This window comes from Actinocorallia aurantiaca (assembly GCF_039533685.1).
In the GTDB taxonomy this organism is placed as follows: Bacteria; Actinomycetota; Actinomycetes; order Streptosporangiales; family Streptosporangiaceae; genus Actinocorallia; species Actinocorallia aurantiaca.
In genome coordinates this window covers 138,038-164,464 of sequence record NZ_BAAATZ010000015.1, presented here as the reverse complement: position 1 = coordinate 164,464, position 26,427 = coordinate 138,038, and the positions used below count along the sequence as shown (strand labels likewise).

Sequence of the window (26,427 nt, the reverse complement as noted above, 5' to 3'; positions counted from 1 at the left end):
GCGGGCGGTGCGGCGGATCAGCTCTTTCGGGCGCTCCCGGCGTAGCCGCTGACGGTGGCGATGGTGGCGGGCTTGCCGGACGCGGTGCGGGAGGTCACCTCGATGAGGCGGAAGGTGCGGCCGTGGTGGACGGGGCGGGCGGTGAACTCGACGGGGCCGGACAGCTCCAGGCCGCGGAGGTAGGTGATGCGGGTGGAGGCGATGGACATGCCTTCTTCGGCGGGGAGCCAGTAGGAGGCGGCGAGCTGGGAGGCGCACAGGGCGATTCCGCCGTGCAGGGTGCCCCTCAGGTTGCCCAGGAAGGGATCGCCGGGCATCCGCAGCTTCACCTGCCCGTCCTCGGGTTCGAGGGAGGCGTCCAGCATCGAGAGCAGGGACTTCCGCTCGGGCTCGGGGTACTCGGGCTTCGCGGGCTCCTCGGCCGGCGGGCCGTCCGCGAGGGCCGGGTCGGTCATGCCGGGCGGCCGCTGCTCGGGAACGCCGGGCACGTAACGGCTGCGCAGGGACATCAGGGCCAGGGCCTGGCCTGACTCGTCCTGGATCGTTCCCGTCGCCAGCGCGCCGCCGGAGTCCGCGGACACGATCTCGCCGCGGCTCGTGAGCGTCCGGCCGTCGAGGGGGAGGGGCGCGACGTGGTCGATCGACACCTCCGTGGTGACCAGCCAGTGCGACGCCGGACGGCGGAGGACGGCGGCCAGGGTCAGGGTGTCGTCGATGAGGACGCCCAGGGCCGCGGCGTTCGGCGCTCCGTCCGGGCCGGTCATCCACGGACCCGACCTCATCGTCCCGTGCGCCGGGCTGTCCTGCCCGAACGTCATCCCGATGCCGAAGAGCCATTCGGCGCCGCCGGGGCCGGAGGGTCTGGAATTCGTGTTCTGCGTGGTCACCGTGGTGCTCCTCACTCCTGTGCCCCATGCCATCTCGGCTCGGCTTCCCGGGACATTAGCGATCTGCTCCGCCTTCTCCGCGGGCAGGTCCGGTGACAGGAAGGGCGAGCGGCCTGCGGCACGCCGACGGCCCGGCACGCCGACGGCCCGTCACGGGGACGGGCCGGGTCGGGGAGTCGGGAGGGGTCAGCCGGGGGTGACGCGACGCCAGCGGGCCTCGCAGCAGGAGTAGACGCCGAAGACGACGAGGCCCAGTGCGACGAGGGCCAGGAGCCAGGGCCCGACGGGGGTGCCGGCGAGCTCGCGGAGGGTGCCGTCGATGCCCTTGGCCTTGTCGGGGTCGAAGGTGACGGCGGCGTAGGCGAGGAAGACGCCGACGCCGGCGTACACGGTGGAGCGGGCGGCGTAGCCGAACATGCCGAGCTTCTCGACGAGCTCGCGGGCCCGGCCGGAGACGCTGAGCCTCTCCATGAAGTCCTTGTTGGCGAGGGCCTTCCAGCCCATCCAGACGGAGGCGGCGATGAAGCCGAGCCCGACGAGGAGGACGAGCCAGCGGCCGCCGGGGATGTCGTGCATGGCCTGGCCGGTCAGGTCCTTGGACTGGGAGTCGCTGGACTTCTGGTCGCCGGCTCCGAGGGTGAAGAGCAGGGTCGTGACGAACAGGGCGGTGTAGAAGATGCCGCGCCCCAGCGCGGTGAGCCGCTTGGACGGCTTGTGGCCGTCCGGACCGGCCTGGCCGAACGCGGCCTCGGCCAGCCGCCACAGCGCCAGGCCCGCCAGACCGGCGACGACCAGCCACAGCAGGAACTTCCCGCCCGGCTCGCCCGCGATGGTCTGCACGGCACCCGAGCTGTCCGCCTCCTTGCCGCCGGAGCCGAACGCGATCTGCAGGGCCAGCAGGCCCATCAGCATGTAAAGGACGCCTCGCACGGCCAATCCCAGCCGTGCCAGCAATCCCATCGATTTGCTCTGAGACGCTTCTCTTACGTGTCTTTCCGGGCTGCTCACCATGTCGCGAACTCTGCCCTGGGTAAAGATTGTCAAAACTTTTTGATCGCTATGAAAGACCGCACACGGGTGGAGGGGTTTGATCTGTCGACAGGCGGGTGACAATCTGGAGATTCCGCCTGGAGTGGTCTCTGGCCAGGGGTTTCATCGGAGGTCTCGTGCGGAGAGTCGAGGCGGTCGCTCGGCTTTCGAAGCCGGATCCCGGTCGCGTCCAATGACATCCGCGCTGGGAACCTTCATCGCCCGGGGTACTCCGAGGTAAAAGCCGAACGGTGGAATTTTGCTCATGTCCCCCTTTGGAAACGATCTGGATTCGTGTGGGCGAGGATGCGGATGTGATTTCCCTCCGGCCCGATCCCGGAGCGCGCAGGGGTGGATCCCACTCTGCGGAGGGCGGTTCGCGAGCGGCGGGCGACATCGTCCGGAGGACGCCGCCGGCCCCGCCCTCCGGCATCCCGAAAAATCTCGAAGAGATTCGCCGACGGGTGTAGAGAAGCCGGGGACGGCTCCGACCGACGGGTGAGAGCGCGCCGAAGGGCGCGGGGAACCGGTAGGAGGACCAGACCATGGGTGAGCTCATCTACTTCGTGCACCAGTCGCTCGACGGATTCATCGAAGGACCGAACGGGGAGTTCGACTGGCCGATGATGGGACCGGAGCTGTCGGCCCACTCGCAGGAGCTGAGCAAGAACGGCAAGACGTTCCTGTACGGGCGGGTCGTGTGGGAGATGATGGCGAACTTCTGGCCGAACGCCGAACAGCACTCCACGCACGAGCACGACCTGGCCTACGCGCCGCTCTGGCGGGAGAACCCCAAGGTGGTGGTCTCGCGCACCCTGGAGAAGGCGGACTGGAACACCAGGGTGATCGGGAAGAACGCCGCCGAGGAGCTGGCCGCGCTCAAGAAGGCGGGCGAGACGCTGGTGCTGTTCGGCGGCTCCGAACTGGCCGCGCACCTCACCGAGCGCGGCGTGGTGGACGAGTACCAGGTCGTCGTGCACCCCGTGGTTCTGGGCGGCGGGAAGCCGGTCCTCCCTCCGGCGGGGCGGCGGTTCGGGCTGGAGCTCGTCGAGTCGCGGACGCTGGACTCCCAGGTCGTGCTGCTGCGGTACCGGAGGGTTCCCGAAGGCGGCTGAGCCCGGTGGCGGGAACACGGGGGCGTGCAGGGGCGTTGGGCTGGGGGCGCGGTGCGGAAGCCGTCTCGGCAGGTCGTGAAAGACTTCCGTCCTGCCTCGCAAACCCCCGGATCCATGGAACGGTGCTCTCTTGGTCGTCGTCTTCGTTCTCGTCGCGATAGCCGTCCTGGCGCTGCTCGGGGTCCTGCACTGGTACGTGTGGCGGCGGGTCGTCAGGGACACCACGGTGCGCGGGTCGGTCGCGCGGCGGGTGGGGCGGATCGTGATGGTGGCGCTACCGCTGCTGACGGTCGCGACCTTCGTCGGCGAGAACGCGGGGATGCCGTTCGGACTGGTGCGGGTCATCGCCTGGCCGGGCTACCTGTGGCTGGCCGTCTTCCTGTACCTGCTGCTGGCGTTGGCGGTGGGCGAGCTCGTCCGGCCGTTGCTTCGGAGGAAGGCCGGGAAAACCGCGCCGCAGCAGGTCAAAGCGCCCGAGCCTGTGACGGTGCCCGCAGGGCACGCTCCCGAGCCGCCGGTCGAGGAGCCGGAGGCGGCCGAAGACCCCTCACGGCGGTTGTTCGTCTCCCGCGTGGTGGCGGGGACGGCCGCGGCGGTCGCGCTCGGGACGGTCGGATACGGGGCTTACGGGACGCTCCGTGGGCCGAAGGTGAAGCGGGTGACGGTGCCGCTGGCCAAGCTGCCGCGCAGCGCGCACGGACTCCGGATCGCGGTGGTCAGCGACGTGCACCTCGGGCCGGTCCTGGGCCGGGGCTTCGCGCAGCGCGTCGTCGACACGGTCAACGCGACCCGGCCGGACGTCATCGCCGTCGTCGGGGACCTCGTGGACGGGAACGTCGAGGACCTGGAGACCTCCGTGGCGCCCCTGGCCGGGTTGCGCGCCAGGCACGGCGCCTATTTCGTGACGGGCAACCACGAGTACATCTCCGGTGCGGAGCAGTGGACCGAGCACGTCCAGGAGCTCGGCCTGAAGCTGCTGGCCAACACCCGCGTCGAGCTGCCGGGCTTCGACCTCGCCGGAGTCAACGACCTGCGGGGAGAGGGCTACGACGACGGGCCCGACTTCGCCCGGGCCCTCGGCGACCGCGACCGGACGCGCGCCGCCGTGCTGCTCGCCCACCAGCCGGCCGCCGTCCACGAAGCCGTCCGGCACGGGGTGGACCTCCAGCTGTCCGGGCACACGCACGGCGGGCAGCTGTGGCCCTTCAACTTCATCGCGGGTCTCGCCAACCCCACTCTCGCGGGGCTGGAACGTTATGAGGACACCCAGCTGTACGTCACCCGGGGCGCGGGCGCGTGGGGGCCGCCGGTCCGGGTGGGCGCGCCCTCCGACATCACCGTGATCGAGCTCGCCTCCCGGCAGGCCTGACCTCAGGGCAGAGCGAGCCGGTAGAGCCTCTCCTGCCCTCGCGACAGCAGCCACAGACCTCCGTCAGTGAAGGCGAACCCCGACGCGCGCGCCTCGCCGAACCCGTCGAAGGAGGCGACGGGGCCGCCGTCCACCGTCCACACGTAGAGGCGGCCGGTGTGGAGGTCCTGCCCGGCGACCAGCCTGGCCGCCAGGTCCACGTGGGCCGTGCCGAGGGTGATCTCGAGGTCGTCCACGACGTGCAGGGGCGTCCGCGGGTCGGAGAGGGAGAGCACCTGCCACCCCTGGACGCCGCTCACGACCGCGTGCTCCCCGTCGGGCAGCGGGCGCAGGTCCTCCGGCAGGAGAGGCCCCGGCTCGCCGTCCGGGGAGAGCGTGTACCAGTACGTGTTCCCGTACCCGAAGCGGGCGCGGGCGGCGAACCGGCCGGCGCGGCTCAGCATGAGGTCGTCGACGACGAGGAACCCGGGTTCGCGCGTGACGGGCGGCCCGTCGAGGCGCTCGCCGGTCCGCGGCCGGTACCGGCGGATCAACCGGATCTCCCCGCCGGGTTCGTCGAACGCGAGCAGTTCCGAGCCGCTGTAGTGCAGCGGACCGCAGCCGGGCAGCGGATCCTCCGCCCGCCACACCGGGGCCAGGGTGCGCCGGTCGAACGCCCGGGCCTCCCGCCCGTCCGTCACCACGATCTCGTTCTCCTCGAGGTGGAGCCTCGAGCGGGACATGCCCCGCACGTCCACCGAACCGGGCGACGAGGCCTGTCCCGTGGCGAGGTCCACGACGTGGAGCTCTCCTTCGGCGGAGATCCCGACCCATGAACCATCGGTGAACGAGCAGGCCGTGGGGTCGCCGATCTCCACGACCTCGGACAGGCACGCGGGCTGCCGGACGAGGCCGTCGCCGCGTTCGATCCGCCTGGTCCGGACGTCGATGACGGTCACCGTGCCGTCCCTGCCGCCGGTAGCGGCGTAACGGGCTCCGGGGGAGACGGCGACGGCGGTGGCCTCGCCGTCCCGCTCGGGAAGGGCCTTCCACCGCGTGACCTTCACCGAGCCCTCGCCGAGCGGCCGGACGTCGGCGGGCTCCCGGCGCATCCGCTTGGTGAACTTCTCCTGGTGGGCGGAGTCGTCGAGCTCGGCGAAGACCACCTGCCGCTCGGTCCGCAGATCCCACACCAGGACGCCGACGCCGCTCTGCCGGGACGCCACGTACCGTCCGTCGGGGCTGGAGGCCAGGGGCGTGCACCACGTGCTGGGCTGGTCCAGATCGTGCCGCCAGCCCAGAGTGCGCCCGGATCTGCCCAGCCGTGCGAGCTTCTCCACCTTGTGCGCCCGGGACGAGGCCCGGTACAGGTTGTCGGTGATGGGGGAGAACCGGGCGTAGGTCTCCGTGACGGTCTTCTGGGCGCCCTCGGCGAGATTGCAGTGGCCGACGACGGTGCCCGTGCCGAGCTCCACGACGTAGCCCTTGCCGGGGCGTTCGCACACCACCACGTGCTTTCCGCGCCGGTCGACGTCGAGGTCGTGGCAGTCCGACAGCGGGACGGGCGTGCGGTGCACCGGCTTCCAGTCCTCGAACGTGTACACGGTTCCGCCGGCCACCGCGTAGACCCTTCCCGCACGGGCGACGACCGCCCCCACGGGTGCGTCCAGTTCGAGCGGCTCCGAGACCGTCCCGCCCGGTGTCACCCGTACCAGGCGGTTCCCCGACGCACCCACGAGCTCTCCGTCGCAGAAGGCCATCGCGTGCATCGGAGGATCGATCCGGCAGAGCTCCCAGGGGGTTCCCAGAGCGTCGATCGAATGGACGAGCACGCTTCCGTCGGCGTGGGAGGCGAGCAGCGCATCGGTCAGCGCGAGCAGTGCCAGGACAGGCGCTTCCGACGGTTCCGGCTGCTCCGCCTCCGGCTCGGCCGCCCACCGGAACTCCTCCTCAGGAGAGAGCGCCCGTTTTCTCGTTTTCCGCCCCGTCATGCGGCACACCGTAACGCCGCCCACCGACGCGCACCGTCCGATTCCTCATTCGTCCGGGGCCTCGAGGCGGTCGAGGACCCGGTCGGCGAGCCGCTCCAGGGCGCTGATCTGCTCGGGGTCGAGGGCGTCGATGAAGAGGCGGCGGACGGTCTCGACGTGGTCGGGGGCGGCCTCGGTGATCGCCTCGCGCCCGGCCGGGGTGAGCAGGACGTAGGCGCCGCGCCTGTCCTCGTCGCAGTCCTCGCGCCGGATGAGGCCGCGTTTCTGCATACGGCCGAGGTGGTGGGAGAGGCGGCTCTGCTCCCAGTGGAGTTCGCGTTGCAGCTCGTACGGGCGGAGCCGTCCGCCGGGGGCGTCGGTGAGGTGGACGAGGACGTCGTAGTCGGCGAGGGACAGGCCGGAGGAGGCCTGGAGGCGCCGGTTCAGCTCGGCGCCGAGCCGCCCCTGCATGCGCACGTAGGCCCTCCAGGCGCGCTGCTCGTCGTCGTCCAGCCACCGGGTCTCGCTCATGGACCCACTGTAGCCTTTTGGATGACATGTCATCTTGTGGAATATCCGGAGGGCCGGATAGGTTGGGACAGGTACATGACACGTCATCTTCCTGAAGGGGGTTCCGATGACCGCCACCCCGAACCCGCAGATCGACATCCGCCGCGCCGACGAGCGGTTCCCCACGAAGATCTCCTGGCTGGACTCCAAGCACTCCTTCTCCTTCGGCCGCCACCACGACCCCGCCAACACCCACCACGGGGTGCTGCTGGTCAACAACGACGACGTCGTGCGGCCGGGCGCGGGCTTCGACACCCACCCGCACCGGGACATGGAGATCGTCACCTGGGTGCTCCAGGGCTCGCTGGTCCACCAGGACTCCGAGGGGCACAACGGTGTGATCTACCCGGGCCTGGCCCAGCGGATGAGCGCGGGCACCGGCATCCTCCACTCGGAGAAGAACGACGCCTGGCGGTTGAAGGGCGGTGACTCCCACGAGGACCCGGTGCACTTCGTCCAGATGTGGGTCGTCCCCGACGAGGCGGGCATCGCCCCCGGCTACGAGCAGCTGGAGATCGGCGACGAACTCCTCAAGGGCGGTCTCGTGCCGGTGGCGTCCGGCATGGAAAAGCACCGGGACGCCGCCGCCATCCGCATCAAGAACCGCTACGCGGCGCTGTACGCGGCCCGCCTCCAGGCCGGGCAGAGCGTGCAGCTGCCCGAAGCGCCCTACCTGCACCTGTTCGTGCCGCGTGGGAAGGTCCGGTTGGAGGGCGCCGGAGCGCTGGACACCGGAGACGCGGTGCGCTTCACCGCGACGGGCGGGCAGAAGGTCACCGCCGTCGAGGACGCTGAGATCCTGGTGTGGGAGATGCACGCCGCCGTCGCCGCCTGAGCGGCCCGCAGAACTGTGAAGGAGCGAGGCATGGAGCAGCAGAACACCCGGGTGGCCGACGACAGGGAGGCCCGCAGGTTCGAGCTCTTCCTGGAGGACGAGCTCGCGGGTTTCATCGACTACAAGCCCACCAATGCCGGACTGTCGTTCCTGCACACCGAGATCGACCCGCGGTTCGGGGGCCGCGGGCTCGGCTCGGTCCTGGTGGGCGGAGCGCTGGACGCCGTCCGCTCCGAGGGGCTGTCCGTCCTGCCCTTCTGCCCGTTCGTGCGCCGCTACATCCAGGACCACCCCGAATACCTGGAGCTGGTGCCGGCCGACCGGAGGGCCCGTTTCGAGCTCCCCGCCGAGACCCCCGAAGCCCCCGAGCCCACCGCCTGACGGGCCGTCACCCCACCGGCGGCGCGTCGAGGGCCAGGGGAGGCGGGGGCGCCGGGAGCAGGGTGCCCAGGCTCCTGGCCAGGCTCGCCAGCACGGACAGGCCGTGGTGCTCCCACTCGGGCCCGTAGAAGGCCAGGGCCGTGTTCTCCACCTCGGCCGCGAACTCGGCCGCCGTGGCGGGGCGGTTCTGAGGGGCCTTGGCCAGGCCCGAGGCGAGCAGCCCGTGCAGGACCTCCGGGGCCTGGTCGAGCGGGACGGGCAGCGACAGGTGGGCCTCCATCGTCCCGGGGAAGGGCGGGCGGCCGGTCAGGCTCTCGAAGAACACGCAGGTGGCCGCGTAGATGTCGGTGGCGGGCACGGCGGGCTCGTCCACCCACTGCTCGGGCGCCACATACGGGGAGTCGCCCGCGCGGGAGCGCCCCCGTGCCGCGAGCGTGGTCGCCCCGAAGCCGATGAGCTTGCCCAGCCCGTTGCTGCGCACCACGACGTTCGAGGGCGTGTGGTCGCGGTGGAGGACCCCCCGCGAGTGCGCCTCCTGCAGTCCCAGCAGCGACCTCCTGAGCACCACCAGCGCGGCCTCGGGCGAGAGGTTCCCGTGCCAGGTGAGGATGTCCTTCAGCGACACCCCGTCGACGGCCTCCAGGAGGACCGCGGCCGTGTCCCCCTCGTCCAGGTGCCCGTACCAGCGGGCCACGTACGGGCTGAAGACCTGCTGGAGCTGCGCCGACTCGCCCTCGAACCTGCGCCGCCCCTCGGCGTCCGCCGCGCCCAGGTACCTGATGACGTAGTGCCTGCCCGAACTGCTGTGACGAACCAGGACAGACCGCCCCCACGGCCCGTCGCCCAATTCCCGTACCTCGGCGTATCCGGGCACACGCCAGGTGCCGACCACTCCCATGGTGGGCACATTACTGAATCCGCCACAGGCGGGTGGACGAATGCGTCGGGTCCACATGACACGGGGGTGTGGAGAACGGTGAAGAGCGCGGTGGATCAGGTCGAGGTGCGGAGCACGGCCTCGGCGGAACGGGTCTTCGACGTGCTCACGGACTGGTCCAGGCACCGGGAGTGGATGCCCTTCACCCGCGCGGCGGGCGGGACGGGCCGCGGCGCGACCGTCGAAGGGTGGACGGGGGTGGGGAGGCTGGGGTTCCTCGACACCATGGAGATCACCGAATGGGAGCCGGGACGTCGGGTGGCCGTGACGCACACTGGGCGGTTCGTGCGGGGCGAGGGCTGGTTCGCCACCGTCCCGCTGCCCGGGGGCGGGTGCGCGGTCCGGTGGGGGGAGAGGCTGGACCCGCCGCCCCTCGGACCGCTGTGGCGGGTGCTCTCGCCGGGGTTCCGGGTGTTCATGCGGGTGGGGCTGAGGAGGCTGGCCCGGCTGGCCGAACGGGGATGAGCTCCTCTCGGGGGCGCAGGCCGTCGAGGAAGAGCGCGACGAGCTGGGTCCCGACCTCGTGCCGGCTGAGGGGGCCGTCCTCGCGGAACCAGGTGTGGATGTTGCCGACGGTGCTGAGGAACCCGTGCGCCATGACGGAGGCCGACACGTCGGTGCGCACGACCCCCGCGGCCTGCCCTTCGACGAGCAGGCCGCGGAACGTCTCGTGGTACCGGCGGCGGTCCGCGCGGATGTGCGACGCGTGCTCGCCGTCCAGCAGGTGCATCGAACGGGCCCAGACCGTCAGGGGCTCGAAGTGGTCGGCGATGTGCCCGACGAGGTCGGCCGCCGCGTCGTGCAGCCGCCGCTCGACGGGGGCGTCCGCGGAGGCGATCACGGCGAGGCGGCCGGTCTGCTCGGCCAGCAGGTCCCGGTAGACGCAGACCAGCAGGTGCTGCTTGGAGTCGAACCAGTGGTAGAGGGCGCCCTTGGTGACCTGGGCGGCCTCGGCGATCTGCCGGGTCGTGGTGGCCTCGTAACCCTGCCCGGCGAAGAGGTCGGTCGCCGCGGCGATGATGCGCTCGCGGCCCCCTCCCCGCGCCGGCGTGCCGCTCGCGCCCGTCACGGGATCAGCTTGGCCGCGCGGTCGACGAGCACGGCGACGGCGCCGCCGAAGTCCTTGAAGGCCGGGTTGGTGGTCTGGCCGGACCGGTAGCGCGCCCAGATCTGCTGGGCGATCACGGCGAGGCGGAACAGGCCGAAGACCTCGTAGAAGCGCCAGTCGTCCACGGGCAGGCCGGTGCGCTCCAGGTAGCGGGCGACCATCTCCTCCCGGGTGGGCATTCCGGGCAGGTGGGAGGCCTGGCGGCGGGTGAGCGCGAAGAAGGGCTCGTCGTCGGCGGTGACCCAGTAGGCCATGGAGGAGCCCAGGTCCATCAGGGGGTCCCCGACGGTGGACATCTCCCAGTCGAGGACGCCGACGACGCGCGGTGCGCCGCCGTCCGGGTCCAGGCCGCCCAGGTCCAGGACGAGGTTGTCGAGCTTCCAGTCGCCGTGCAGCATCCGGGCGGCGACGTCGCCCGGCTGCCGCTCGTCCAGCCAGGCCATCAGCGGTCCGGCGTCCGGTGCGTCGTCCGTCAGGGCTCCGCGCCAGCGCCGGGACCAGCCTTCGACCTGGCGGCGCACGTAGCCGGGCCCCTTGCCCAGACCGGCCAGGCCGGCCCGCTCGACGTCGACGCCGTGCAGGTCGGCCAGGGTGTCGATCACCGTCTCGCCCAGCATGCGGGCCCGTGCCGGACCGAGTTCGACGCCGTCCGGGAGCTCCAGGCCGAGGATCACGCCCTCCAGGTGCTCCATGACGTAGAACTCCGAGCCGATCACCGACGGGTCCTCGCAGAACCCGTACACCTCGGGGACCATCGGCCAGAACGGCGCCAGCCCGCGCTGGACGGCGACCTCCCGGCCCATGTCGTGGGCGGAGGCCGCCTTGGTGCCGTGGGGCGGGCGGCGCAGCACCAGATTCCGGTCGGGATAGGACAGCAGGAACGTCAGGTTGGACGCGCCGCCTCCGAACTGCCGGACTTCCGGCGTCCCGGACAGGCCCGGCAGCCGGGCGTCCAGCCAGCGGTGCACGGCCGCCACGTCGAACGCGTCCTCGGCCCGGAGCTCACCGGCCGCCGTCGACTCCGCCATGTCCTCGGTCCCCTTTCGCCGACTCTCGGTGGCGATGGCAGCCACCCCGCGTAACATACCGGGCGCTCAGTACGTGACGCCATAAAGGTGTCGAAGGCTCTTTCCGCGCGGGGAAGGCGAGTGAACAATGGGGCGCATGACCACTCCCGCAACGCGCAACCTGGTGGCCCTGCTCGCGAGCGCGGGGACCCTGCACTTCCTGGCCCCCCGGTCCTTCGACACGATCGTCCCCCGGAACCTCCCCGGAGGCCCCCGCACCTGGACCTACCTCAGCGGTGTCGCCGAACTGGCCGTCGCCGCGGCCGTAGCCGCGCCCCGGACGAGGAAGGCGGGAGCCCTGGCCGCCGCCGGGCTGTTCGCCGCGGTCTTCCCGGCGAACGTCAAGATGGCGATCGACTGGCGGAACCGGCCCGCTCTGCCCCGCACCGTCGCCTACGCTCGGCTGCCCCTGCAGCTCCCGCTGGTCCTCTGGGCGCTGAAGGTGGCCCGCGACGCGGAGTGACGCCGCTCAGGACGCCTCTTCCCCGTCCCCGGAGGTGACCGTCATGCGGGTGATCAGGACGTGCAGGTAGGCGCGGAAACCGGCCAGCGCCTGCGGGCTGAGCGGCTCCCCGCGGGCGTGGTAGCTGGAAGGGCCTGGATGCTGGATCCCGCCGGACAGGTACCCGAACACGCACCACACGATCGTCCAGACCAGGTATTCGGGGTCGACGCCGGGCGCCGCCACGCCCTGCGCCGTGGCGGCCATCAGGGTCGACAGCGTGCGCACCTGCCCCTCCGGGCCGGGAATGTCGGCGGCGTCGCCGATCCAGCGGTGCATCCACAACGCCAGGACCTGCGGATGTGCGACGTGGAAGTCGAGGTAGGCGTCGACCAGGGCGATCACCCCCTGCCGGGTCGGGGTGAAGGAGGCCGCCGCCTCGGTCAGGGCCGCCCGCTCGAGTGCGTGCGTCCGCAGCATCACCTTCCGGTACAGCCGGGACTTGTCGCCGGTCTGCTCGACCAGCGTCTCCACGTCGACTCCGGCGGCGTCCGCGATCAGCTGCATGGGGGTCCCGTCGAACCCCAGCTCGGCGAACAACCGCGTCGCGACCTCGAGGAACCGGTCCTCTTCCACACCCTCCATGAGTATCACTCTATGTAATCGCCGGGTGTGTGTGATCAGCGGGTCGGGTGGTGCCGCCCTCGGTCTCGTTCTACGGAGAGTGATGATTCCGCTTGGGTGCCGGTTCGGAATCCGCTGGGGCGACCGGCGGGCGGTGTACGTGATCTCGCGGTGTCGAAGTCGTACTGAAAGATGACACGCACGAGTTCTAGGCTGTCCGCGTGACTTCCGAGCGGAGTGTGGTGGACGGTCGTTTCGAGCTGCTGGGGCGGCTCGGCAGCGGCGGGATGGGAACGGTCTGGCGCGCGCTGGACCTGGCACTCCAGCGCGAGGTCGCGCTCAAGGAGGTGCGGCCGGGCGGAGGCGAGGCGCCGCCGGACGACGCGGCGCTCGCCGGGATGTACCGGGAGCGGGTGCTGCGGGAGGCGCGGGCGCTGGCGCGGATCGACCATCCCCATGTAGTGACGATCCATCACATCATCGACTCGCCGGACATGCCGTACCCCTGGCTCGTCATGGAGCTCGTCCGCGGCGAATCCCTCCAGGACCGCCTCGCGCGGGGGACGCTGACGCCCTCCGAGGCGGCGCGGGTGGGACGCGGGATCCTCGCGGCGCTCCAGGCCGCGCACCGGGCGGGCATCTGCCACCGCGACATCAAGCCGGCGAACGTGCTGCTGCGCACCGACGGCAGCCCCGTCCTCACCGACTTCGGCATCGCGGTGCTCGAGGAGGCGTCACGGGTGACGGCGACGGGCGGGCTCGTCGGCTCGCCCGAGTACATCGCCCCCGAACGCCTGCACGGCACGGAAGGAGACCCGGCCTCCGACCTGTGGTCGCTCGGCATGCTGCTGTACGTGGCGGTAGAAGGCCACAACCCGGTGCGCCGCACCACCCTGGCCGCGACGCTGGCCGCCGTCATGACCGCACGGATCCCGGCGCCCCGGCAGGCGGGACCGCTGACGGAGGCCGTCGGCGCGCTGCTCGTCCCGGACCCGGCGGCGCGGCCCGACGCGGCGCGGCTGGACCAGATGCTGGCCAGGGCCGAGGGGCTGCCGACGCACCCCTCGCCCCTGCCGGTTCCCCCGGGAGGCGGGGGAACCGCGCCCGCCTTCCCGCCGGGGCCGATCCCGCCCACGGTGCCGGTCTTCGCGCCGCCGCGGCGCCGGAACGCCAAACCCCTCGCGCTGCTCGCCGGGGCCGGAGCCTTGGCCCTAGTCGTCGCGCTGGGGGCCTTCTCCTACCGGCTTATGGATTCGTCCACGGGTTTCCCGGACGACGATGACAGAGCGGTCCTGACCGCTCCGACGCCCGAGCCCTCCACCCCGGTGACGGTCACCGGGAACGACGCTCCCGCGGAACCGGCGTCCCTGCTGACTCCGGCGGCGATCGGAAAGGTCATCAGCGCTTTCGAGAAGGCGTCGGGGAGTGACCGGTTCACCTCTTTCACCGTCTACGAGGAGTACGCCTACGCGGAGGTGCCCGTCCCGGGACGGAGCAAGGGAGCGGACAGGTACTTCTATCGGAACGGCAAGGTCGAGCGGCAGGGGAGCGGTATCGGCGGGGAGGATGCCGTGAGCCTGCGCATCTTCGCCTGGGATGCCGTTCCCCACCTCCTGCGCACCGCCGACCGCAAGCTCAACGTCCCCGACCCGGAGAACCGCTACATCGTGGTGAAACCCACCTGGACGTTCGCGGAGGACAAGCCGGCGATGCTCGTGTACCTGAGCGACGACTACGGAGGCGGCTATGTGCTGGCCGACGCCAAGGGCGAGGTCCTGCGCCTCTATCCAGCCGAATGACCGAATGGAATTCGGTAGCATCCGGCCATGACGGTTTACGCCATGGCCCAGATCTCCATCCACGACCGCGAGCGCTACAACTCCTACGCCGCCCGTTTCCTGGACGTCCTCATCAGGTACGAAGGTCGGCTCCTCGCCGCGGACGAGCGGCCCGAGGTCATCGAGGGCGACTGGCCCTACGGCAAGGTCGTCCTCATGTCCTTCGAGGACAAGGACGCCTTCGAGAAGTGGGCGTACTCCCCCGAGTACCAGGAGATCTCCAAGGACAGGATCGCCGCCACCACCGGTGTCGTCGTCCTCGCCAAGGGACTCTGAGCCGCGGACGGCGCCGCCGTCAGTCCTGCCAGCGGTTCCAGTGGATGAAGGCGTCGGGGTCGGGGCGGGCGGCGGGCTTGAAGGTCTCGCCCGTGTAGTGGGCGACGGGGGTCAGCATCACCTGGGTGACGCCCTCGAACGGGATGCCCAGGAGTTCGGCGACGGCCTTCTCCTGCTCGAGGTGCACGGACGTCCAGCAGGTGCCCAGCCCGTGCAGGCGCGCGGCGAGCATGAAGGACCAGACCGCGGGCATGGCGCCGCCGAGGAGCGACGAGGTGATCCAGGGGCCCAGGCCTTCGCTCCGGCCCGTGACGCAGCCGACGACGATGGCCGGGACCTCCGGCATGATCTCGGCCAGGTGGTCCGCCGAGACCGTGGTCCGCTGCTGCTGCTCCTGTTCGGCCTCGTCCTCCTTGGAGATGCTGCCGATGTAGATGCCGTCCAGCTGCCGGTAGACGCTGTAGCCCTTCTGGTAGAGCTCGCCGAGCCTCCGCCGCACCTCGGGGTCGGTGACGATGACGAAGCGCACCGCGATGTTGTTGGAGGGCGCGGGTGCCTGCAGCGCGATCCGCACGCACTCGCGCAGCGTGTCGTCGGAGACGGGTCGCGCGAGGTCCAGCCGCTTGCGGACGGCTCGCGTGGTCGTCAGGAGTTCGAGCCCGGACAGGGGAAGCACTCCCGAGTCCTCGGAGGTGGAGGAGGTCTGCTCAGCGGACATTCTGCGACTCCAGAGGTGATGGCGCGCCACGAACACGAACGGGAGCGGCGAACGTTCCCACCACCCCCAAGTTGATCATAAAAGGATCAACTACCTCAGGGGCAAGCTTTTCCGGCACCGGTTCCGTTCCCAACGGAGACGAGACCATCCGGTGACCATCGACCTGCGGCCCGCCGGCCGCCCCGCGGTCCCCGCCCCGAGCGGTTCGAGGCGGGAAGCGCTCAGACCGAGGTGAAGCGGGCGGCCGGTTCGCCGCGCAGCCGCCCTTCCGGCAGCTTCCTGCCGCAGATCACCAGAAGGAGGTCCTGGGCGTGCCCGATCAGGGGCCGCCCGGATCCCGAGGCCCACTCCATGTCGTCGGCCTGGAGGCGGACCCCCTCCAGGTCGGTGCCGAAGAACCTGCGGCTCCGCGCGGAGTCCGAGCCCTCCAGTATGAGACGCAGCCGCTCCTCGGGCACCCGCCGGTCGACGCCGAGCGCCAGCGTGACGTCCAGCCCGTGGATCACGTCGTGGGACAGCGCGCCCTGGAAGCCCCCGCCTGGCGGTTTCCACGGATGGCGGGCGTTCTTCCTCAGCATCGAGACGAACTCCTCCGCAGGCCACTTCTCCGCGTCCAGCCGGGCACACCGGTCGGCCATCCGGTTGAAGTCGCCCCGCGCCCGGACCATCTCCCTCAAGAACCGCCAGGTCGAGGAGTGGAACGGCATCGTCATGTGCGCGACCACCTCCCGCACCCTCCATCCGGCACAGAGACTCGGCGCGTCCCACGCCTCGGCCGGCAGGCCCTCCAGAAGCTCCGCCAACTCCCGTCTCTCCGCCGCGATGTGCTCCCTGACCTCTGCCTCGCTCGAACCCGCACCCATGCCAGACCTCGCTTGAAGTCGTGCCGACCCGCCTCTCCGGCGACCCGGCTCCGGACCCGTCACCCCACCGACGAACGGACGGACCGCCGACGGACACCCGTTCCAGAGAGATTCCCCTTCCCTCAAGCCTCACGATCGGCGAGGCGAGGCCGGGCGGTAGGGGGGAGGGAGGCGAGGCGGCGGGTGAGGTAGCGGCGTTCGGCCGCAGTGGGGGCCAGGGACAGGGCCTCGCGGTAGGCGGCGGCGGCTTCGGCGGGGCGGTTCAGGCGGCGGAGGAAGTCCGCCCGGGCGGCGGGGAGGAGGTGGTGGCCGGAGAGGGAGCCCGAGGAGCGGAGAGCGTCGAGGAGGGGGAGGGCGGCGGCGGGTCCGGCGGCCATGCCGACGGCCACGGCGCGGTTGAGCGCGACGACGGGGGAGGGGACGAGGCGGTGGAGGCGGGTGTAGAGGGCGGCGATCTGCGGCCAGTCGGTGTCGGCGGGGGCGAGGGCCGTGGCGTGGCAGGCGGCTATGGCGGCCTGGACCTGGTAGGGGCCGGGGGAGCGGCGGGCGAGCGCCGCGTCGAGGAGGGCCAGGCCCTCCTCGACGCGGGGGCGGTCCCAGAGGGAGCGGTCCTGTTCCTCCAGGGGGATCAGGTCGCCTGACGGGGCGGTGCGGGCGGGAGTGCGGGCGTCGTGCAGCAGCATGAGGGCCAGAAGACCCGCGGCCTCGGGTTCGTCGGGCATCAGGCGGGTGAGGACGCGGGCCAGGCGGATCGCCTCGGCGCCGAGGTCCCGGCGGACGAGATCCTCCCCCGAGGTCGCCGAGTAGCCCTCGTTGAACAGGAGGTAGAGCACGCTCAGGACGGATGTGAGCCGGTCGGGAAGCAGGTGGGGCGGCGGGACCCGGAAGGGGATCACCGCGTGCTTGATCTTCTGCTTGGCCCTGGTCAGGCGTTTGGACATGGTCTGCTCGGTGACCAGGAAGGCGCGGGCGATCTCGGCGGTGGTCAGCCCCGCGAGGGCGCGCAGAGTGAGGGCGACCCGGGCCTCCGGCGCGAGGGCCGGATGGCAGCAGGTGAACATCAGGCGCAGCACATCGTCGGGGACGGTCCCGTCGGGCGGGTGCGCGGGCACGGGCGCCACGGCCATGGCGGCCGCCTCCCTGAGTTTCGCCTCGCCGACGGCGGCGCGGCGCAGACGGTCCACGGCGCGGTTGCGGGCGACCGTGGTGAGCCAGGCGCCCGGCCGTCCGGGCACGCCGTCGGACTCCCAGCGCTGGAGGGCGAGAGCGAAGGCGTCCTGGGCGCACTCCTCGGCGAGGTCCCAGTCGCCGGTCACCCGGATGAGGGTCGCGACGATCTGGCTCCACTCGTCCCGGAAGGCCTCGGTGACCGCCGTCCGGGCGTCGTGCGGGGCGGTCACGGCTGCCGGATCGGCCGGATCTCGATCGTGCCGTAGCCCGCGGCCGGGTGCCCGGCGGCGATCTCGACGGCTTCGTCGAGATCGCCGCACTCGATGATGCAAAAGCCCCCTATCTGCTCCTTGGCCTCGGCGAACGGGCCGTCGGTGAGGAGCACCTCGTCGTCGCGGACCCGGACGGACGTCGCCTCGGACGGCGGCCGCAGCCCGCCGCCTCCCCGCAGGACCCCCCGCTCCAGCATCTCCTCCGACCAGCCGCCGCACCCGTCCTCGGCGTGCTCCGCGGCGGACTCGTCCCCGCAGATCAACAGCATGTACTTCACGGATCCTCCCGAACAGCGGTACCGGTGTGGTTCTGGCGAAGTGACGACGAACGGCGTCCCCGGAAAAGGACGGCGACGGCGTCGGCTTCCACGAACCGATCGTGCCCGAATCCGCATCCGCCCGGAGGCCCCGGCCGTGATCTGTGGAAAAGCCGACGGCCCTACGCCCGGGGCGAAACCCCCTTCCCGTCCGCGGAGCTCCGGGGTAGAGCTGAGGGAAGCGTTCGCCGGCGGGGAGGAGAAGACGGATGCCTGGTCCGGCCTTCGATGATGAGGACGGGGCGGGGCCGCGCGCCCGGCCCCTGCTGAGGACGATGTTCGGCGACGTGCTGCGCCGGAACCGCCGCGAGCAGGGGCGCACCCTGGAGGACGTGGCGAGGTCCGCGAAGATCTCCATGCCGTACCTGTCGGAGGTGGAGCGGGGTCGCAAGGAGGCCTCCTCCGAGGTGCTCGCGGCCGTCTGCGACGCCCTGCGCCTGGAGCTCTCGGACGTGCTGGCCGAGGTGGGACGCGACCTGGCGGCCGACCGCGCCCGCCGTGAACGGGTCCTCAGGCTGGACGTCGCGCTCGGCCGCCGGGCCGCGCGGCCCGCCCGCAGGGCCGGCGACACCTTCTGCCTGGCCGCGTGAGCGGTCAGCGGGTGGTGATGATCTGGTCGGCCAGCCCGTAGTCGACGGCTTCGCTCGCGCTGAACGTCCGGTTCCGGTCCGTGTCCTCCCGGATCTTGGCCACCGGGTGACCGGTGTGCCGGCTGAGGATCTCCTCCATCTCGGCCCGGACCGTGGCGACCTCCTTCGCCTGGATCGCCAGGTCGGGCAGCGTGCCCCGCGCCTGGCTCGACGGCTGGTGCAGCAGCACCTTCGCGTGCCGCAGGACCGCTCGCTTCCCGGGGGCCCCGGCGGCCAGCAGGACGGCCGCGGCGGACGACGCCTGCCCCATGCACGTCGTCGTCACGTCGGGCTTGACGAAGTGCATGGTGTCGTAGATCGCGGTCAGGGCGCTGAAGGATCCGCCGGGCGAGTTGATGTAGAGGTTGATGTCGACGTCTCCGCTCGCCGATTCGAGGTGGAGGAGCTGCGCCATCACCACGTTGGCGACGCCGTCGTCGATCTCGGTGCCGATGAAGATGATCCGCTCCGAGAGGAGCCGGGAGTAGATGTCGAAGGCGCGCTCCCCTCCGGGCGTCCTCTCCACGACCGTGGGGACCAGGTACTGGCTCATGTCAAAGCCCCACCTTCTGGCGGACGAGCGAGGGCCGGACGTCGTCCACCCGCTCCACGATGCGGTCGATGAACCCGTACTCCAGGGCCTCCTCGGCGTCGAACCAGGCGTCCCGCCTGCTGTCGCGTTCGACCCTCTCCTCGGGCTGCCCGGTGTGCTCGGCGGTCAGCCGGGTCATCAGCCTTCCGATGCGCTCGAGCTGTCCGGCGTAGATCTCGATGTCGGCGGCGGTGCCGCCGAACCCGGCGGACCCCTGGTGCATGAGCACCTGGGCGTGCGGCAGGCTGAACCGCTTGCCGGCCGTCCCCGCCGTCAGCAGGAACTGGCCCATGCTCGCGGCCAGCCCCAGCACCAGCGTGCTCACGTCGTTGGGGATGAGCCGCATCGTGTCGTAGATGGCCAGCCCGGCGCTGACGGACCCTCCGGGCGAGTTGACGTAGAGGCTGATGTCGCTGCGCGGGTCCTCCGCCGACAGCAGCAGGAGCTGCGCGCAGATCCGGTTGGCGACCTGGTCGTCGACCTCGGTCCCCAGGACGATGATGCGCTGCCGGAGCAGCTGCGAGGCCAACTGGTCATCGAGCGATCCTCCGCTGAGGACGGGCCCGTCGACGGCTTGGTGCATGGGTCTCTCCCCGGTCTCGGTGAGGCGGGATCTCCGGCCTCGGATCCGACGCTAGGCGTCCGTCCGGGCGCCGCCCAGGTTCCTCTGCCGACGGCAGAGAAATGACGCTCTCGGCGATCACGGACCCGGATCGGGCCTCCGCGGGACCGCCCTTATCCTTGCGATGACCTTCGCCGCGCTGATGGCCCCCGGCCGCGTGAGCCGCTCCTGCGGATTCGGCGACCACACCCTGTGAAAGGACCCGAAGTTGAGTGACAAGGCCATGGCGTCGGACCGCCGCCTCGCCCGCGCCTTCTCCGTGATCGCCGCCGTCGAGGCGTTCACCTGGGCGGGTCTCCTGATCGGCATGTACTTCAAGTACGTGCCGGAGACCACCGAGCTGGGCGTCAAGATCTTCGGTCCGCTGCACGGCGGGGTCTTCGTGCTCTACGGCCTGGTGGCGATCCTCGCCGCCGTGCGCCTGAAGTGGTCCTTCTTCTGGACGACGGTGTTCGCCCTGGCCGCCGCCGTGCCGCCCTTCGCGACCGTCGTCTTCGAGGTCTGGGCCCGCCGCAGCGGCCGTCTCGCCCCGCCCGTGGGACCGGCCGCCGCCCTGGCGGACCAGCCGCCCGCCAAGGCCTGACCTCTTCCTCACCCGGACGGGCTCCGCCGGAGCGGCGTCGGCGGAAGCCGGGCGAACCGGAGAAGAGGCGGGGCCGTCTCATCAAGCCATGGACATGCTGCGGTTTCGGCTCGTGGTGGTGGCGGGAGCCGTGGCGACCCTCGCGGTGGGACTGGGCATCACTCTCGTCGGTTTCGGGAAGGCCGGAGAGTACGCCGGAGGCGTGCTGTACGCCTGTCTCGTCGGCCTGCTGATCCTGCTGGTGCTGCCGCGCCTGAGGCCGGTCCCGTTCGTCCTGGCGACCGCCGGACTGTGCTGGGCGGTGGAGTTCTTCCAGCTCACGCCGTGGCCCGCCGAGTGGGCGGAGCGGAGCTTCCTGTCCCGGCTGGTGTTCGGCACCACCTTCAACGCGCCCGATCTGCTGCCCTACGTGCTCGGCGCGATCCTCGTCGGGGGGATCCACGCGGTGATCCGGCCCGGATTTCCGGTGCCCGCCTGAGCGGGGAAGCCGCCGCCCCCGCGCGTACACGTTATTCTCCATAATGGAGGGTGCGAAATAGTGAAGCAGTTGCACGATGAGCGGGACGCGCTGGACCACCTGTTCGCCCTGTCGGCGGCGACATCGGAGTTCATGGAACGGGGGCTGGCGCAGCGCGGCCTGTCCCGTGCGAGGGCTTCGGTGCTGTGGGCGCTGCACCGCCAGGGGCCCATGACGCAGCGGGAGCTGTCCGACGCCGTGGGCGTGACGCCGCGCAACATCACCGGCCTGGTCGACGCGCTGGAAGCCTGCGGCCACGCGGTACGCAACCCCCACCCCTCCGACCGCCGCGCCACCATCGTCTCGCTGACGGACAAGGGCAACGAGACGATGGACGGCGTCCAGAACGGCTACCGCGAAAGCGCCTCGCGACTGTTCTCCGACATGCCGGAGGAGGACCTCGCCGCCTTCCTGTCGGTCGCGGACCGGCTGATCGGCCGGGTGCGGGAACACCCGCCGGCCCGTCACTCCACGCCGGGCCGGACGAGTCCGCTCTCGTAGGCGAAGACGGCGGCCTGCGTGCGGTCGCGCAGGCCGAGCTTGGCCAGAAGGCGGCTGATGTGGGTCTTCACCGTCTGCTCCGAGACGACGAGGCGTTCGGCGAGCTCCGTGTTCGACAGGCCGCGGGACAGCAGCACCAGGACCTCCGTCTCCCGGTCGGTGAGCTCCTTGATGCGGACGTCGGTGGGCCGGGCCGGCCCGAGCCTGGCGAACTCGGTGATGAGGCGCCGGGTGACGCCGGGGGAGAGCAGGGCGTCTCCGGCCGCCACCACACGGACGGCCTCGGCCAGCGCCCGACCGGTGGCGGTCTTCAGCAGGAAGCCGCTGGCCCCGGCGCGGAGGGCCTCGTAGACGTACTCGTCCAGGTCGAAGGTCGTGAGGATGAGCACCTTCGGCGCCGAGGGGAGCGCGCAGACGAGACGGGTCGCCTCCAGGCCGCCGAGGACGGGCATGCGGATGTCCATGAGGAGGACGTCGGGGGCCAGCCGTTCGGCCTGCTCCACCGCGTCCCGGCCGTCGACGGCCTCGCCCGCGACCTCGATGTCCGGCTGGGAGCCCAGCAGAACGGAGAAGCCTTCACGGACCATGGCCTGGTCGTCGGCGAGGACCACGCGGATCGTCATGCCGGATGCCCTCCGGACGGAGCGGGAAGGGAGACGCGGACGGCGTAACCGCCGTCCGGTTCGGTGCCTGCGGTGAACTCTCCTCCCAGCATGCCCGCTCGCTCCCGCATGCCGAGCAGCCCGTGTCCCGGCCGTTCCGCCGGCGTAGGCGGAACCGAAGACGGGCCGTTGCGCACCCGTAGGTCGAAACACTCACGCTTGTAATCGAGGACGACTTCCGCAGGCGCGTCGGGGGCGTGCCGCAGGACGTTGCTGAGGGACTCCTGGATGATCCGGTACGCCGACAGTTCGACACCTGAAGGCAGTGACCGACGTTGGCCGACGACCTTCACCGTCACCTGAAGTCCTGCTCCACGCACTCCGGACAGCAGTTCGTCCAGGAGTCCCAAAGTGGGCTGAGGCGAATCCGTTTCACCCGCTTCGTCTCCGCGCAGCACTTTCAGTATCCGGTGCAGTTCCGTCATGGCCTCCACCGCGTTCTGCCGGATCGTGCCGAACGCGCGTGCGAGCTCCGGAGGCGGTTCGTCGACGCGATGAGGGGCGGCTTCCGCCTGGATGGCGATCACGGACATGTGGTGGGCGACGACATCGTGCAACTCGCGGGCGATCCGTGCCCGCTCTTCCAGACGTGCTCTGCGGATCCGCTCCTCGTCGCTCGTACGCACCTCGGCGGCCAGGCGCCGAAGGGCTTCGGCGCGCGCCCGCAGCGCTCCGACGGTGAGCAGTACGGCCCCCGAGAACAACCCCATGGCGACCACGCCCGCCGGCACGTCGCGTTCGGGCAGGAAGAGCGCCAGAACCAGCCCGGAGAGCTGCGTCAGCACCCACATCTCCGCCAGCACGCGAGGCTGTACGGCGAGCGCGACCAAGGCCAGCACGCACAAGTGGGTCGCCAGATTCGGCCCCGGCCACAGGGATCCGTCTACGGGTTCGGCGACGATGGCCGCGACGGCCAGCATCCCCAAGGACAGCCACCAGCCCGACATCGGCCAGTAGAGCGCGAACAGCAGCGACGACGCCTGCATGACGCCGACCGCGGCCGCGACCTGGTTCGGTACACCGAAGTCCTCGATCAGCGTGTGCCAGGAGACCCCGGCCAGCATCACCGCGAGCACCGCGACGAGCATGTGGGGCAGCCAAGCCGTCCGGACCCTTCCGTGCCTCGGCAGCAGCGGTGTGCCCGCGCCCGGCGAGAGGTCCGAACGCAGCCCGCGCAGCAGCGCCGAAAGGTCAGGCGTCACGGTGCGCCAGACGAACGGCGGCGAGGCCGAATGACGGCCGCGCTCCGAGGTTTCCGGCGTTCTGTGTGGTCATATCCGAAGTCTGCGTCATCTTCTGCGGAACCACCTGTGGCGACGCCCGCTGATCCGGCCCTGCGGGTCCCCGAACCCCGTCGGCCTTCCTGGCGCCGTAACGCTTGTGCGGTTCGCGTACCTCGATCACACCGTCTCCTCATCGTTCGGGGATGTGGTCGAAGGTAGATTCCGCGGTCTCGGTACGGCGTCCGTCGCAGGAGCGCTCTTCATCCGTAGTCCGTGAGAGGGACAGGGACAAATCCCGCTTGTGAGGGAATTCGGAAAGGCCGGATACGCCAGGCTTGCGGGTGGCGGAGGAAGAAGGATCACCGGCCGGGGGCCGGTCTTCCTGGCCGATCGATGGGGGTGAGGGCGGAAACCGGGTGGGGCACCGGTTTCCGCCCTTGAACGGGGCGCTTCGTGCCACCATGGACTCATGGTGGGCAGGACCGGACCATGGCCCCCGGCCAGCGTGATGGCGGCGCTGCGGCCCGAGGAGCGCGAGGCGCTGCTGTCGTCCGGCACCGAGATCGAGTTCCCGCCCGACTCCCACCTGGTGCGCCAGGGAGAACCCGCCGGAGAGCTCTTCGTCCTGCTGGACGGCTACGTGAAGGTGGTGATGACCACCCCGGAGGGCATCCCCGCGATCATGGCCGTCCGGGCCAGGGGCGACCTGATCGGCGAGTTCGCGGTGCTCGACGGAGGCAGGCGCACGGCCAGCGTGATCACCGTTGACACCGTCATCGCGATCCGGATCAGCGTGCGGCGGTACCGGGAGTTCGACGACCGTTTCCCCGGCGCCACGAGACGTTTCTACGATGGGGTGCTGGGCAAGATGCGGGCCACGATGGAGCGCCGGATCCAGGCCCGCGCCTGGGACGCGCGGACCCGGCTGGCCAAGACCCTCCACGAACTCGCCGTCACCCACGGCGTGCCCGCGGAGGAGGGCGTCGAGATCCCGCTGCCGCTGAGCCAGTTCGAACTCGGCAGCCTGGCCGGGGCGAGCGAGGCGACGACCGAACGGCACCTGCACGAGTTCCGCGCCCTGGGGCTGGTCAGGACCCACTACCGGAAGATCGTCGTGCTCGACCTCGACGGCCTGGGCGCGTTGTGGGAAGGCAGCTGAGACCCCGGTGTGAGGGAGTCTCGCGCGTCACGCCGGACGGTGGGAGCCCAGTCCGGTGAGGGAGCGCACGGACAGCTCGTCGTAGCCCTGCGGTTCGGCCTTCTCCTTGCTCAGCCAGCTGCCCGCGAACGCGCACAGGAACCCGAACGGGATGGACACCAGCCCCGGGTTCTCCAGCGGGAACAGCTGGAAGTCGACGCCCTCCGGCAGCAGTGACAGGTTCTGGCCGGTGACCGGGTCGACCTTCCCGGAGACGACGGGGGACAGCAGCACCAGGACGAGGCTGCTGCCCAGCCCCCCGTAGATGCCGGCGAGCGCCCCGGTCGCGGTGAACCGCTTCCAGAACAGTGAGAGGACGATCGCCGGGAGGTTGGCCGAGGCGGCCATGGCGAAGGCCAGCGCCACCAGGAACGCGACGTTCAGGTTCCGCGCCACCACCGCCAGCATGATCGCCAGCGAGCCGATGAGGAACGCCGAGATCCGGGCGACCGCGACCTCCTGCGACTCGCGGGGCCGGCCGAGCATGAGCACGTGGCCGAAGTAGTCGTGCGCCAGCGAGGTGGAGGAGGCCAGCACCAGCCCGGACACCACCGCGAGGATCGTCGCGAACGCGACCGCGCCGATGAAGGCCAGCAGCAGGTCGCCGCCGAGCCGCCCGCCGAGGTGGCTGCCCAGCTCGTGGGCGAGCTGCAGCGCCGCGGTGTTGCCCGCCGGGTCCTGCTCGGAGATGGCCCGCTGCCCCACCAGCGCCGCCGCCCCGAACCCCAGCGCCAGCGTCATCAGGTAGAACACGCCGACCAGGCCGATCGCCCAGTTCACCGAACGGCGCGCGGCGCGGGCGTCCGGGACGGTGAAGAACCGCCCGACGATGTGCGGCAGGCCCGCCGTGCCCAGCACCAGCGCGAGCGCGAGGCTGATGAAGTCGAGCTTGTTCAGGACGGTCCGGACGGTGTCGCCCCGCACGTCCTGCCCGTACCGCCCGCCCGGCTGCAGGAACCCGGCCGAGCCGCTGGCGTCGGCCGCCGCTCCCAGCATGGTGCTGAGGTTGAAGCCGAACCGGCTGAGCACCAGGACGGTCAGCACGGCGGTGCTGACGATGAGCAGCACCGCCTTGATGATCTGCACCCAGGTGGTGGCCTTCATCCCGCCGAACATCACATAGAAGATCATCATGATGCCGACGCCGACGATGGTGAGGGTCTTGGCGGCCTCCGCGGACAGCCCGAGGAAGGAGTCCCCGGCGTGGATGCCCAGCAGCAGCGAGACCAGCGCGCCCGCCCCGACCATCTGGGCCAGCAGGTAGAACACCGACACGGTGACCGTCGAGACGGCCGCCGCCGTCCGCACCTTCGGCCGGCTCCTGGCCCGGTACGACAGGACGTCCGCCATGGTGAAACGTCCAGCGTTGCGCATCATCTCGACCAGCAGCAGGCTGAGCAGCCACGCCACCAGGAAGCCGATCGAGTACAGGAAACCGTCGTACCCCGACAGCGCGATGAGCCCCGCGATGCCCAGGAACGACGCCGCCGACATGTAGTCCCCGGCGAGCGCCACCCCGTTCTGCACCCCGGAGAACGCCCGCCCGCCGGCGTAGAAGTCGTCGGCGCTGCGCGTGTTGGCGCGCGCCCAGAACGTGACTCCCAGCGTGATGGCGATGAACACGACGAACAGCGCGAGCGTCAGCACCCGCCCGTCACCCGTGGTGGAGATCACCGGCGCCCCCCGCCCGCGGTCTCGTCGGCCGCGTTCCACCCCTCCAGCAGCTGCCTCTCGGCCATCATCCGCGCGTACGCCTCCCGCCGGCGCTCCACCTCCTGCCGGATCTGCGCCGACAGCGGGTCGAGCCTCCGCCGCGCGTAGCGCGAGTAGTACCAGGCCAGCAGGAACGTCGAGACGAACTGCAGCATCCCCAGCACCAGCGCCACGTTGACGTTCCCGATCACCGGCCGCGCCATGAACCCCCGCGCGAACGCCGACAGCCCGATGTAGGCGAGATACCACCCGAGGAACACCACGACGAGGACCGAGGTGAGCCGCCGGAACCGCTTCTTCAGCAGCCGGAACCTCCGGTCGCCGACGATGATCGAGCACTCATGCCCGCCCACCCGTTCACTTCCCCGCCGCGGTCGCGGCGCCGAGCCCCCGGCCATCCCGGCCTCCCCACCTCACCAG

32 protein-coding genes are annotated in these 26,427 nt (G+C 71.1%); 13 read left to right on the top strand and 19 right to left on the bottom strand.

Annotated elements, in window-relative coordinates:
• Positions 1 to 17: 17 nt before the first annotated feature.
• On the bottom strand, positions 18 to 887 hold the full coding sequence (locus ABD327_RS20140) for a PaaI family thioesterase (RefSeq protein WP_344452070.1): 870 nt from the start codon (positions 885 to 887) through the stop codon (positions 18 to 20).
• A gap of 186 nt (positions 888 to 1,073) precedes the next feature.
• A complete protein-coding gene (locus ABD327_RS20135) occupies positions 1,074 to 1,817 on the bottom strand; it encodes a DUF1206 domain-containing protein (RefSeq protein WP_344452069.1) in 744 nt (247 codons plus the stop codon).
• Between the two features lie 644 nt (positions 1,818 to 2,461).
• Between ABD327_RS20135 and ABD327_RS20130 the strand changes: the two genes are divergently transcribed.
• Positions 2,462 to 3,031 carry a dihydrofolate reductase family protein gene (locus ABD327_RS20130; protein WP_344452068.1) on the top strand — a complete coding sequence of 190 codons (570 nt, stop codon included), beginning with the start codon at positions 2,462 to 2,464 and terminating at the stop codon, positions 3,029 to 3,031.
• Positions 3,032 to 3,161: 130 nt separating this feature from the next.
• The gene (locus ABD327_RS20125; protein ID WP_344452066.1) at positions 3,162 to 4,400 is read left to right on the top strand and encodes a metallophosphoesterase; all 1,239 of its coding nucleotides are present in this window, start codon (positions 3,162 to 3,164) and stop codon (positions 4,398 to 4,400) included.
• A 2-nt stretch (positions 4,401 to 4,402) separates the two neighbouring features.
• Here the strand turns inward: ABD327_RS20125 and ABD327_RS20120 are convergent, their stop codons facing one another.
• Together ABD327_RS20120 and ABD327_RS20115 are read right to left on the bottom strand one after the other, a co-directional pair.
• Positions 4,403 to 6,370, bottom strand: a complete 1,968-nt coding sequence (locus tag ABD327_RS20120) for a WD40 repeat domain-containing protein (RefSeq protein ID WP_344452065.1) — start codon at positions 6,368 to 6,370, stop codon at positions 4,403 to 4,405.
• A 45-nt stretch (positions 6,371 to 6,415) separates the two neighbouring features.
• A complete protein-coding gene (locus ABD327_RS20115) occupies positions 6,416 to 6,880 on the bottom strand; it encodes a MarR family winged helix-turn-helix transcriptional regulator (protein WP_344452064.1) in 465 nt (154 codons plus the stop codon).
• 106 nt (positions 6,881 to 6,986) lie between these two features.
• On the opposite strand from ABD327_RS20115, the gene ABD327_RS20110 reads away from it, so the two are divergent.
• Together ABD327_RS20110 and ABD327_RS20105 are read left to right on the top strand one after the other, a co-directional pair.
• The gene (locus ABD327_RS20110; protein WP_344452063.1) at positions 6,987 to 7,754 is read left to right on the top strand and encodes a pirin family protein; all 768 of its coding nucleotides are present in this window, start codon (positions 6,987 to 6,989) and stop codon (positions 7,752 to 7,754) included.
• 30 nt (positions 7,755 to 7,784) lie between these two features.
• Entirely contained in the window at positions 7,785 to 8,135 is a 351-nt protein-coding gene (locus ABD327_RS20105; protein WP_344452062.1) for a GNAT family N-acetyltransferase, read from the top strand.
• Between the two features lie 7 nt (positions 8,136 to 8,142).
• Here the strand turns inward: ABD327_RS20105 and ABD327_RS20100 are convergent, their stop codons facing one another.
• Positions 8,143 to 9,033 (bottom strand): serine/threonine-protein kinase, encoded by an 891-nt coding sequence (locus ABD327_RS20100; RefSeq protein ID WP_344452061.1) that lies wholly within the window; start codon positions 9,031 to 9,033, stop codon positions 8,143 to 8,145.
• A gap of 78 nt (positions 9,034 to 9,111) precedes the next feature.
• Between ABD327_RS20100 and ABD327_RS20095 the strand changes: the two genes are divergently transcribed.
• Complete coding sequence (locus ABD327_RS20095; RefSeq protein WP_344452060.1) at positions 9,112 to 9,537, top strand: SRPBCC family protein; 426 nt, start codon at positions 9,112 to 9,114, stop codon at positions 9,535 to 9,537.
• Here ABD327_RS20095 and ABD327_RS20090 read toward each other — a convergent pair.
• A complete protein-coding gene (locus ABD327_RS20090; protein ID WP_344452059.1) occupies positions 9,488 to 10,141 on the bottom strand; it encodes a TetR/AcrR family transcriptional regulator in 654 nt (217 codons plus the stop codon). The two genes, ABD327_RS20095 and ABD327_RS20090, sit on opposite strands and share 50 nt — an antisense overlap.
• The gene (locus tag ABD327_RS20085) at positions 10,138 to 11,208 is read right to left on the bottom strand and encodes a phosphotransferase family protein (protein WP_344452058.1); all 1,071 of its coding nucleotides are present in this window, start codon (positions 11,206 to 11,208) and stop codon (positions 10,138 to 10,140) included. The genes ABD327_RS20090 and ABD327_RS20085 overlap by 4 nt, the downstream gene beginning before the upstream one ends.
• 136 nt (positions 11,209 to 11,344) lie before the next feature.
• Here ABD327_RS20085 and ABD327_RS20080 point away from each other — a divergent pair, with 136 nt between their 5' ends.
• Positions 11,345 to 11,710: a DoxX family protein gene (locus tag ABD327_RS20080; RefSeq protein ID WP_344452057.1), complete on the top strand. Its 366-nt coding sequence runs from the start codon at positions 11,345 to 11,347 to the stop codon at positions 11,708 to 11,710.
• 6 nt (positions 11,711 to 11,716) lie between these two features.
• Here the strand turns inward: ABD327_RS20080 and ABD327_RS20075 are convergent, their stop codons facing one another.
• Entirely contained in the window at positions 11,717 to 12,334 is a 618-nt protein-coding gene (locus ABD327_RS20075; protein WP_344452055.1) for a TetR/AcrR family transcriptional regulator, read from the bottom strand.
• A gap of 200 nt (positions 12,335 to 12,534) precedes the next feature.
• On the opposite strand from ABD327_RS20075, the gene ABD327_RS20070 reads away from it, so the two are divergent.
• Both ABD327_RS20070 and ABD327_RS20065 read left to right on the top strand, forming a co-directional pair.
• The gene (locus ABD327_RS20070; RefSeq protein ID WP_344452054.1) at positions 12,535 to 14,112 is read left to right on the top strand and encodes a serine/threonine-protein kinase; all 1,578 of its coding nucleotides are present in this window, start codon (positions 12,535 to 12,537) and stop codon (positions 14,110 to 14,112) included.
• Positions 14,113 to 14,139: 27 nt separating this feature from the next.
• Positions 14,140 to 14,427: a DUF1330 domain-containing protein gene (locus ABD327_RS20065; RefSeq protein WP_344452053.1), complete on the top strand. Its 288-nt coding sequence runs from the start codon at positions 14,140 to 14,142 to the stop codon at positions 14,425 to 14,427.
• Between the two features lie 19 nt (positions 14,428 to 14,446).
• Here ABD327_RS20065 and ABD327_RS20060 read toward each other — a convergent pair whose 3' ends face one another.
• The 4 genes from ABD327_RS20060 to ABD327_RS20045 all read right to left on the bottom strand — a co-directional run bounded on the left by ABD327_RS20060 (position 14,447) and on the right by ABD327_RS20045 (position 17,719).
• Positions 14,447 to 15,145: a nitroreductase family protein gene (locus ABD327_RS20060; protein ID WP_344452052.1), complete on the bottom strand. Its 699-nt coding sequence runs from the start codon at positions 15,143 to 15,145 to the stop codon at positions 14,447 to 14,449.
• 221 nt (positions 15,146 to 15,366) lie between these two features.
• A complete protein-coding gene (locus ABD327_RS20055; RefSeq protein ID WP_344452051.1) occupies positions 15,367 to 16,008 on the bottom strand; it encodes a maleylpyruvate isomerase family mycothiol-dependent enzyme in 642 nt (213 codons plus the stop codon).
• A 122-nt stretch (positions 16,009 to 16,130) separates the two neighbouring features.
• Positions 16,131 to 17,408, bottom strand: a complete 1,278-nt coding sequence (locus ABD327_RS20050; RefSeq protein ID WP_344452050.1) for an RNA polymerase sigma factor — start codon at positions 17,406 to 17,408, stop codon at positions 16,131 to 16,133.
• Positions 17,405 to 17,719 carry a YciI family protein gene (locus ABD327_RS20045; RefSeq protein ID WP_344452123.1) on the bottom strand — a complete coding sequence of 105 codons (315 nt, stop codon included), beginning with the start codon at positions 17,717 to 17,719 and terminating at the stop codon, positions 17,405 to 17,407. Before ABD327_RS20045 ends, ABD327_RS20050 begins: the two co-directional genes overlap by 4 nt.
• A gap of 257 nt (positions 17,720 to 17,976) precedes the next feature.
• On the opposite strand from ABD327_RS20045, the gene ABD327_RS20040 reads away from it, so the two are divergent.
• Positions 17,977 to 18,357: a helix-turn-helix domain-containing protein gene (locus ABD327_RS20040; protein WP_344452049.1), complete on the top strand. Its 381-nt coding sequence runs from the start codon at positions 17,977 to 17,979 to the stop codon at positions 18,355 to 18,357.
• A 4-nt stretch (positions 18,358 to 18,361) separates the two neighbouring features.
• Here ABD327_RS20040 and ABD327_RS20035 read toward each other — a convergent pair whose 3' ends face one another.
• Together ABD327_RS20035 and ABD327_RS20030 are read right to left on the bottom strand one after the other, a co-directional pair.
• Positions 18,362 to 18,949 (bottom strand): ClpP family protease, encoded by a 588-nt coding sequence (locus ABD327_RS20035; protein WP_344452048.1) that lies wholly within the window; start codon positions 18,947 to 18,949, stop codon positions 18,362 to 18,364.
• Position 18,950: 1 nt separating this feature from the next.
• Positions 18,951 to 19,571 carry a ClpP family protease gene (locus ABD327_RS20030; RefSeq protein ID WP_344452047.1) on the bottom strand — a complete coding sequence of 207 codons (621 nt, stop codon included), beginning with the start codon at positions 19,569 to 19,571 and terminating at the stop codon, positions 18,951 to 18,953.
• Positions 19,572 to 19,833: 262 nt separating this feature from the next.
• Here ABD327_RS20030 and ABD327_RS20025 point away from each other — a divergent pair, with 262 nt between their 5' ends.
• From ABD327_RS20025 to ABD327_RS20015, 3 genes are all read left to right on the top strand, one after another.
• Positions 19,834 to 20,193 (top strand): DUF3817 domain-containing protein, encoded by a 360-nt coding sequence (locus ABD327_RS20025; protein WP_344452122.1) that lies wholly within the window; start codon positions 19,834 to 19,836, stop codon positions 20,191 to 20,193.
• Between the two features lie 88 nt (positions 20,194 to 20,281).
• Complete coding sequence (locus ABD327_RS20020; protein ID WP_344452046.1) at positions 20,282 to 20,671, top strand: DUF2809 domain-containing protein; 390 nt, start codon at positions 20,282 to 20,284, stop codon at positions 20,669 to 20,671.
• Positions 20,672 to 20,740: 69 nt separating this feature from the next.
• Positions 20,741 to 21,211, top strand: coding sequence for a MarR family winged helix-turn-helix transcriptional regulator (locus ABD327_RS20015; protein ID WP_344452045.1), 471 nt, complete (start codon positions 20,741 to 20,743; stop codon positions 21,209 to 21,211).
• Here the strand turns inward: ABD327_RS20015 and ABD327_RS20010 are convergent.
• From ABD327_RS20010 to ABD327_RS20000, 3 genes are read right to left on the bottom strand one after another with little or no spacing between them, the layout of a single operon-like run.
• Positions 21,175 to 21,834, bottom strand: a complete 660-nt coding sequence (locus tag ABD327_RS20010) for a response regulator (RefSeq protein ID WP_344452044.1) — start codon at positions 21,832 to 21,834, stop codon at positions 21,175 to 21,177. The two genes, ABD327_RS20015 and ABD327_RS20010, sit on opposite strands and share 37 nt — an antisense overlap.
• Positions 21,831 to 23,075 carry a sensor histidine kinase gene (locus tag ABD327_RS20005; protein WP_344452043.1) on the bottom strand — a complete coding sequence of 415 codons (1,245 nt, stop codon included), beginning with the start codon at positions 23,073 to 23,075 and terminating at the stop codon, positions 21,831 to 21,833. Before ABD327_RS20005 ends, ABD327_RS20010 begins: the two co-directional genes overlap by 4 nt.
• On the bottom strand, positions 23,065 to 23,277 hold the full coding sequence (locus ABD327_RS20000) for a hypothetical protein (RefSeq protein ID WP_344452042.1): 213 nt from the start codon (positions 23,275 to 23,277) through the stop codon (positions 23,065 to 23,067). Before ABD327_RS20000 ends, ABD327_RS20005 begins: the two co-directional genes overlap by 11 nt.
• 288 nt (positions 23,278 to 23,565) lie before the next feature.
• Here ABD327_RS20000 and ABD327_RS19995 point away from each other — a divergent pair, with 288 nt between their 5' ends.
• Entirely contained in the window at positions 23,566 to 24,255 is a 690-nt protein-coding gene (locus ABD327_RS19995; protein WP_344452041.1) for a Crp/Fnr family transcriptional regulator, read from the top strand.
• 27 nt (positions 24,256 to 24,282) lie between these two features.
• On the opposite strand, the gene ABD327_RS19990 is transcribed toward ABD327_RS19995, so the two are convergent.
• Positions 24,283 to 25,968, bottom strand: coding sequence for a solute symporter family protein (locus ABD327_RS19990; protein WP_344452040.1), 1,686 nt, complete (start codon positions 25,966 to 25,968; stop codon positions 24,283 to 24,285).
• Positions 25,965 to 26,360, bottom strand: coding sequence for a DUF485 domain-containing protein (locus ABD327_RS19985; protein ID WP_344452039.1), 396 nt, complete (start codon positions 26,358 to 26,360; stop codon positions 25,965 to 25,967). Before ABD327_RS19985 ends, ABD327_RS19990 begins: the two co-directional genes overlap by 4 nt.
• Positions 26,361 to 26,427: the final 67 nt, after the last annotated feature.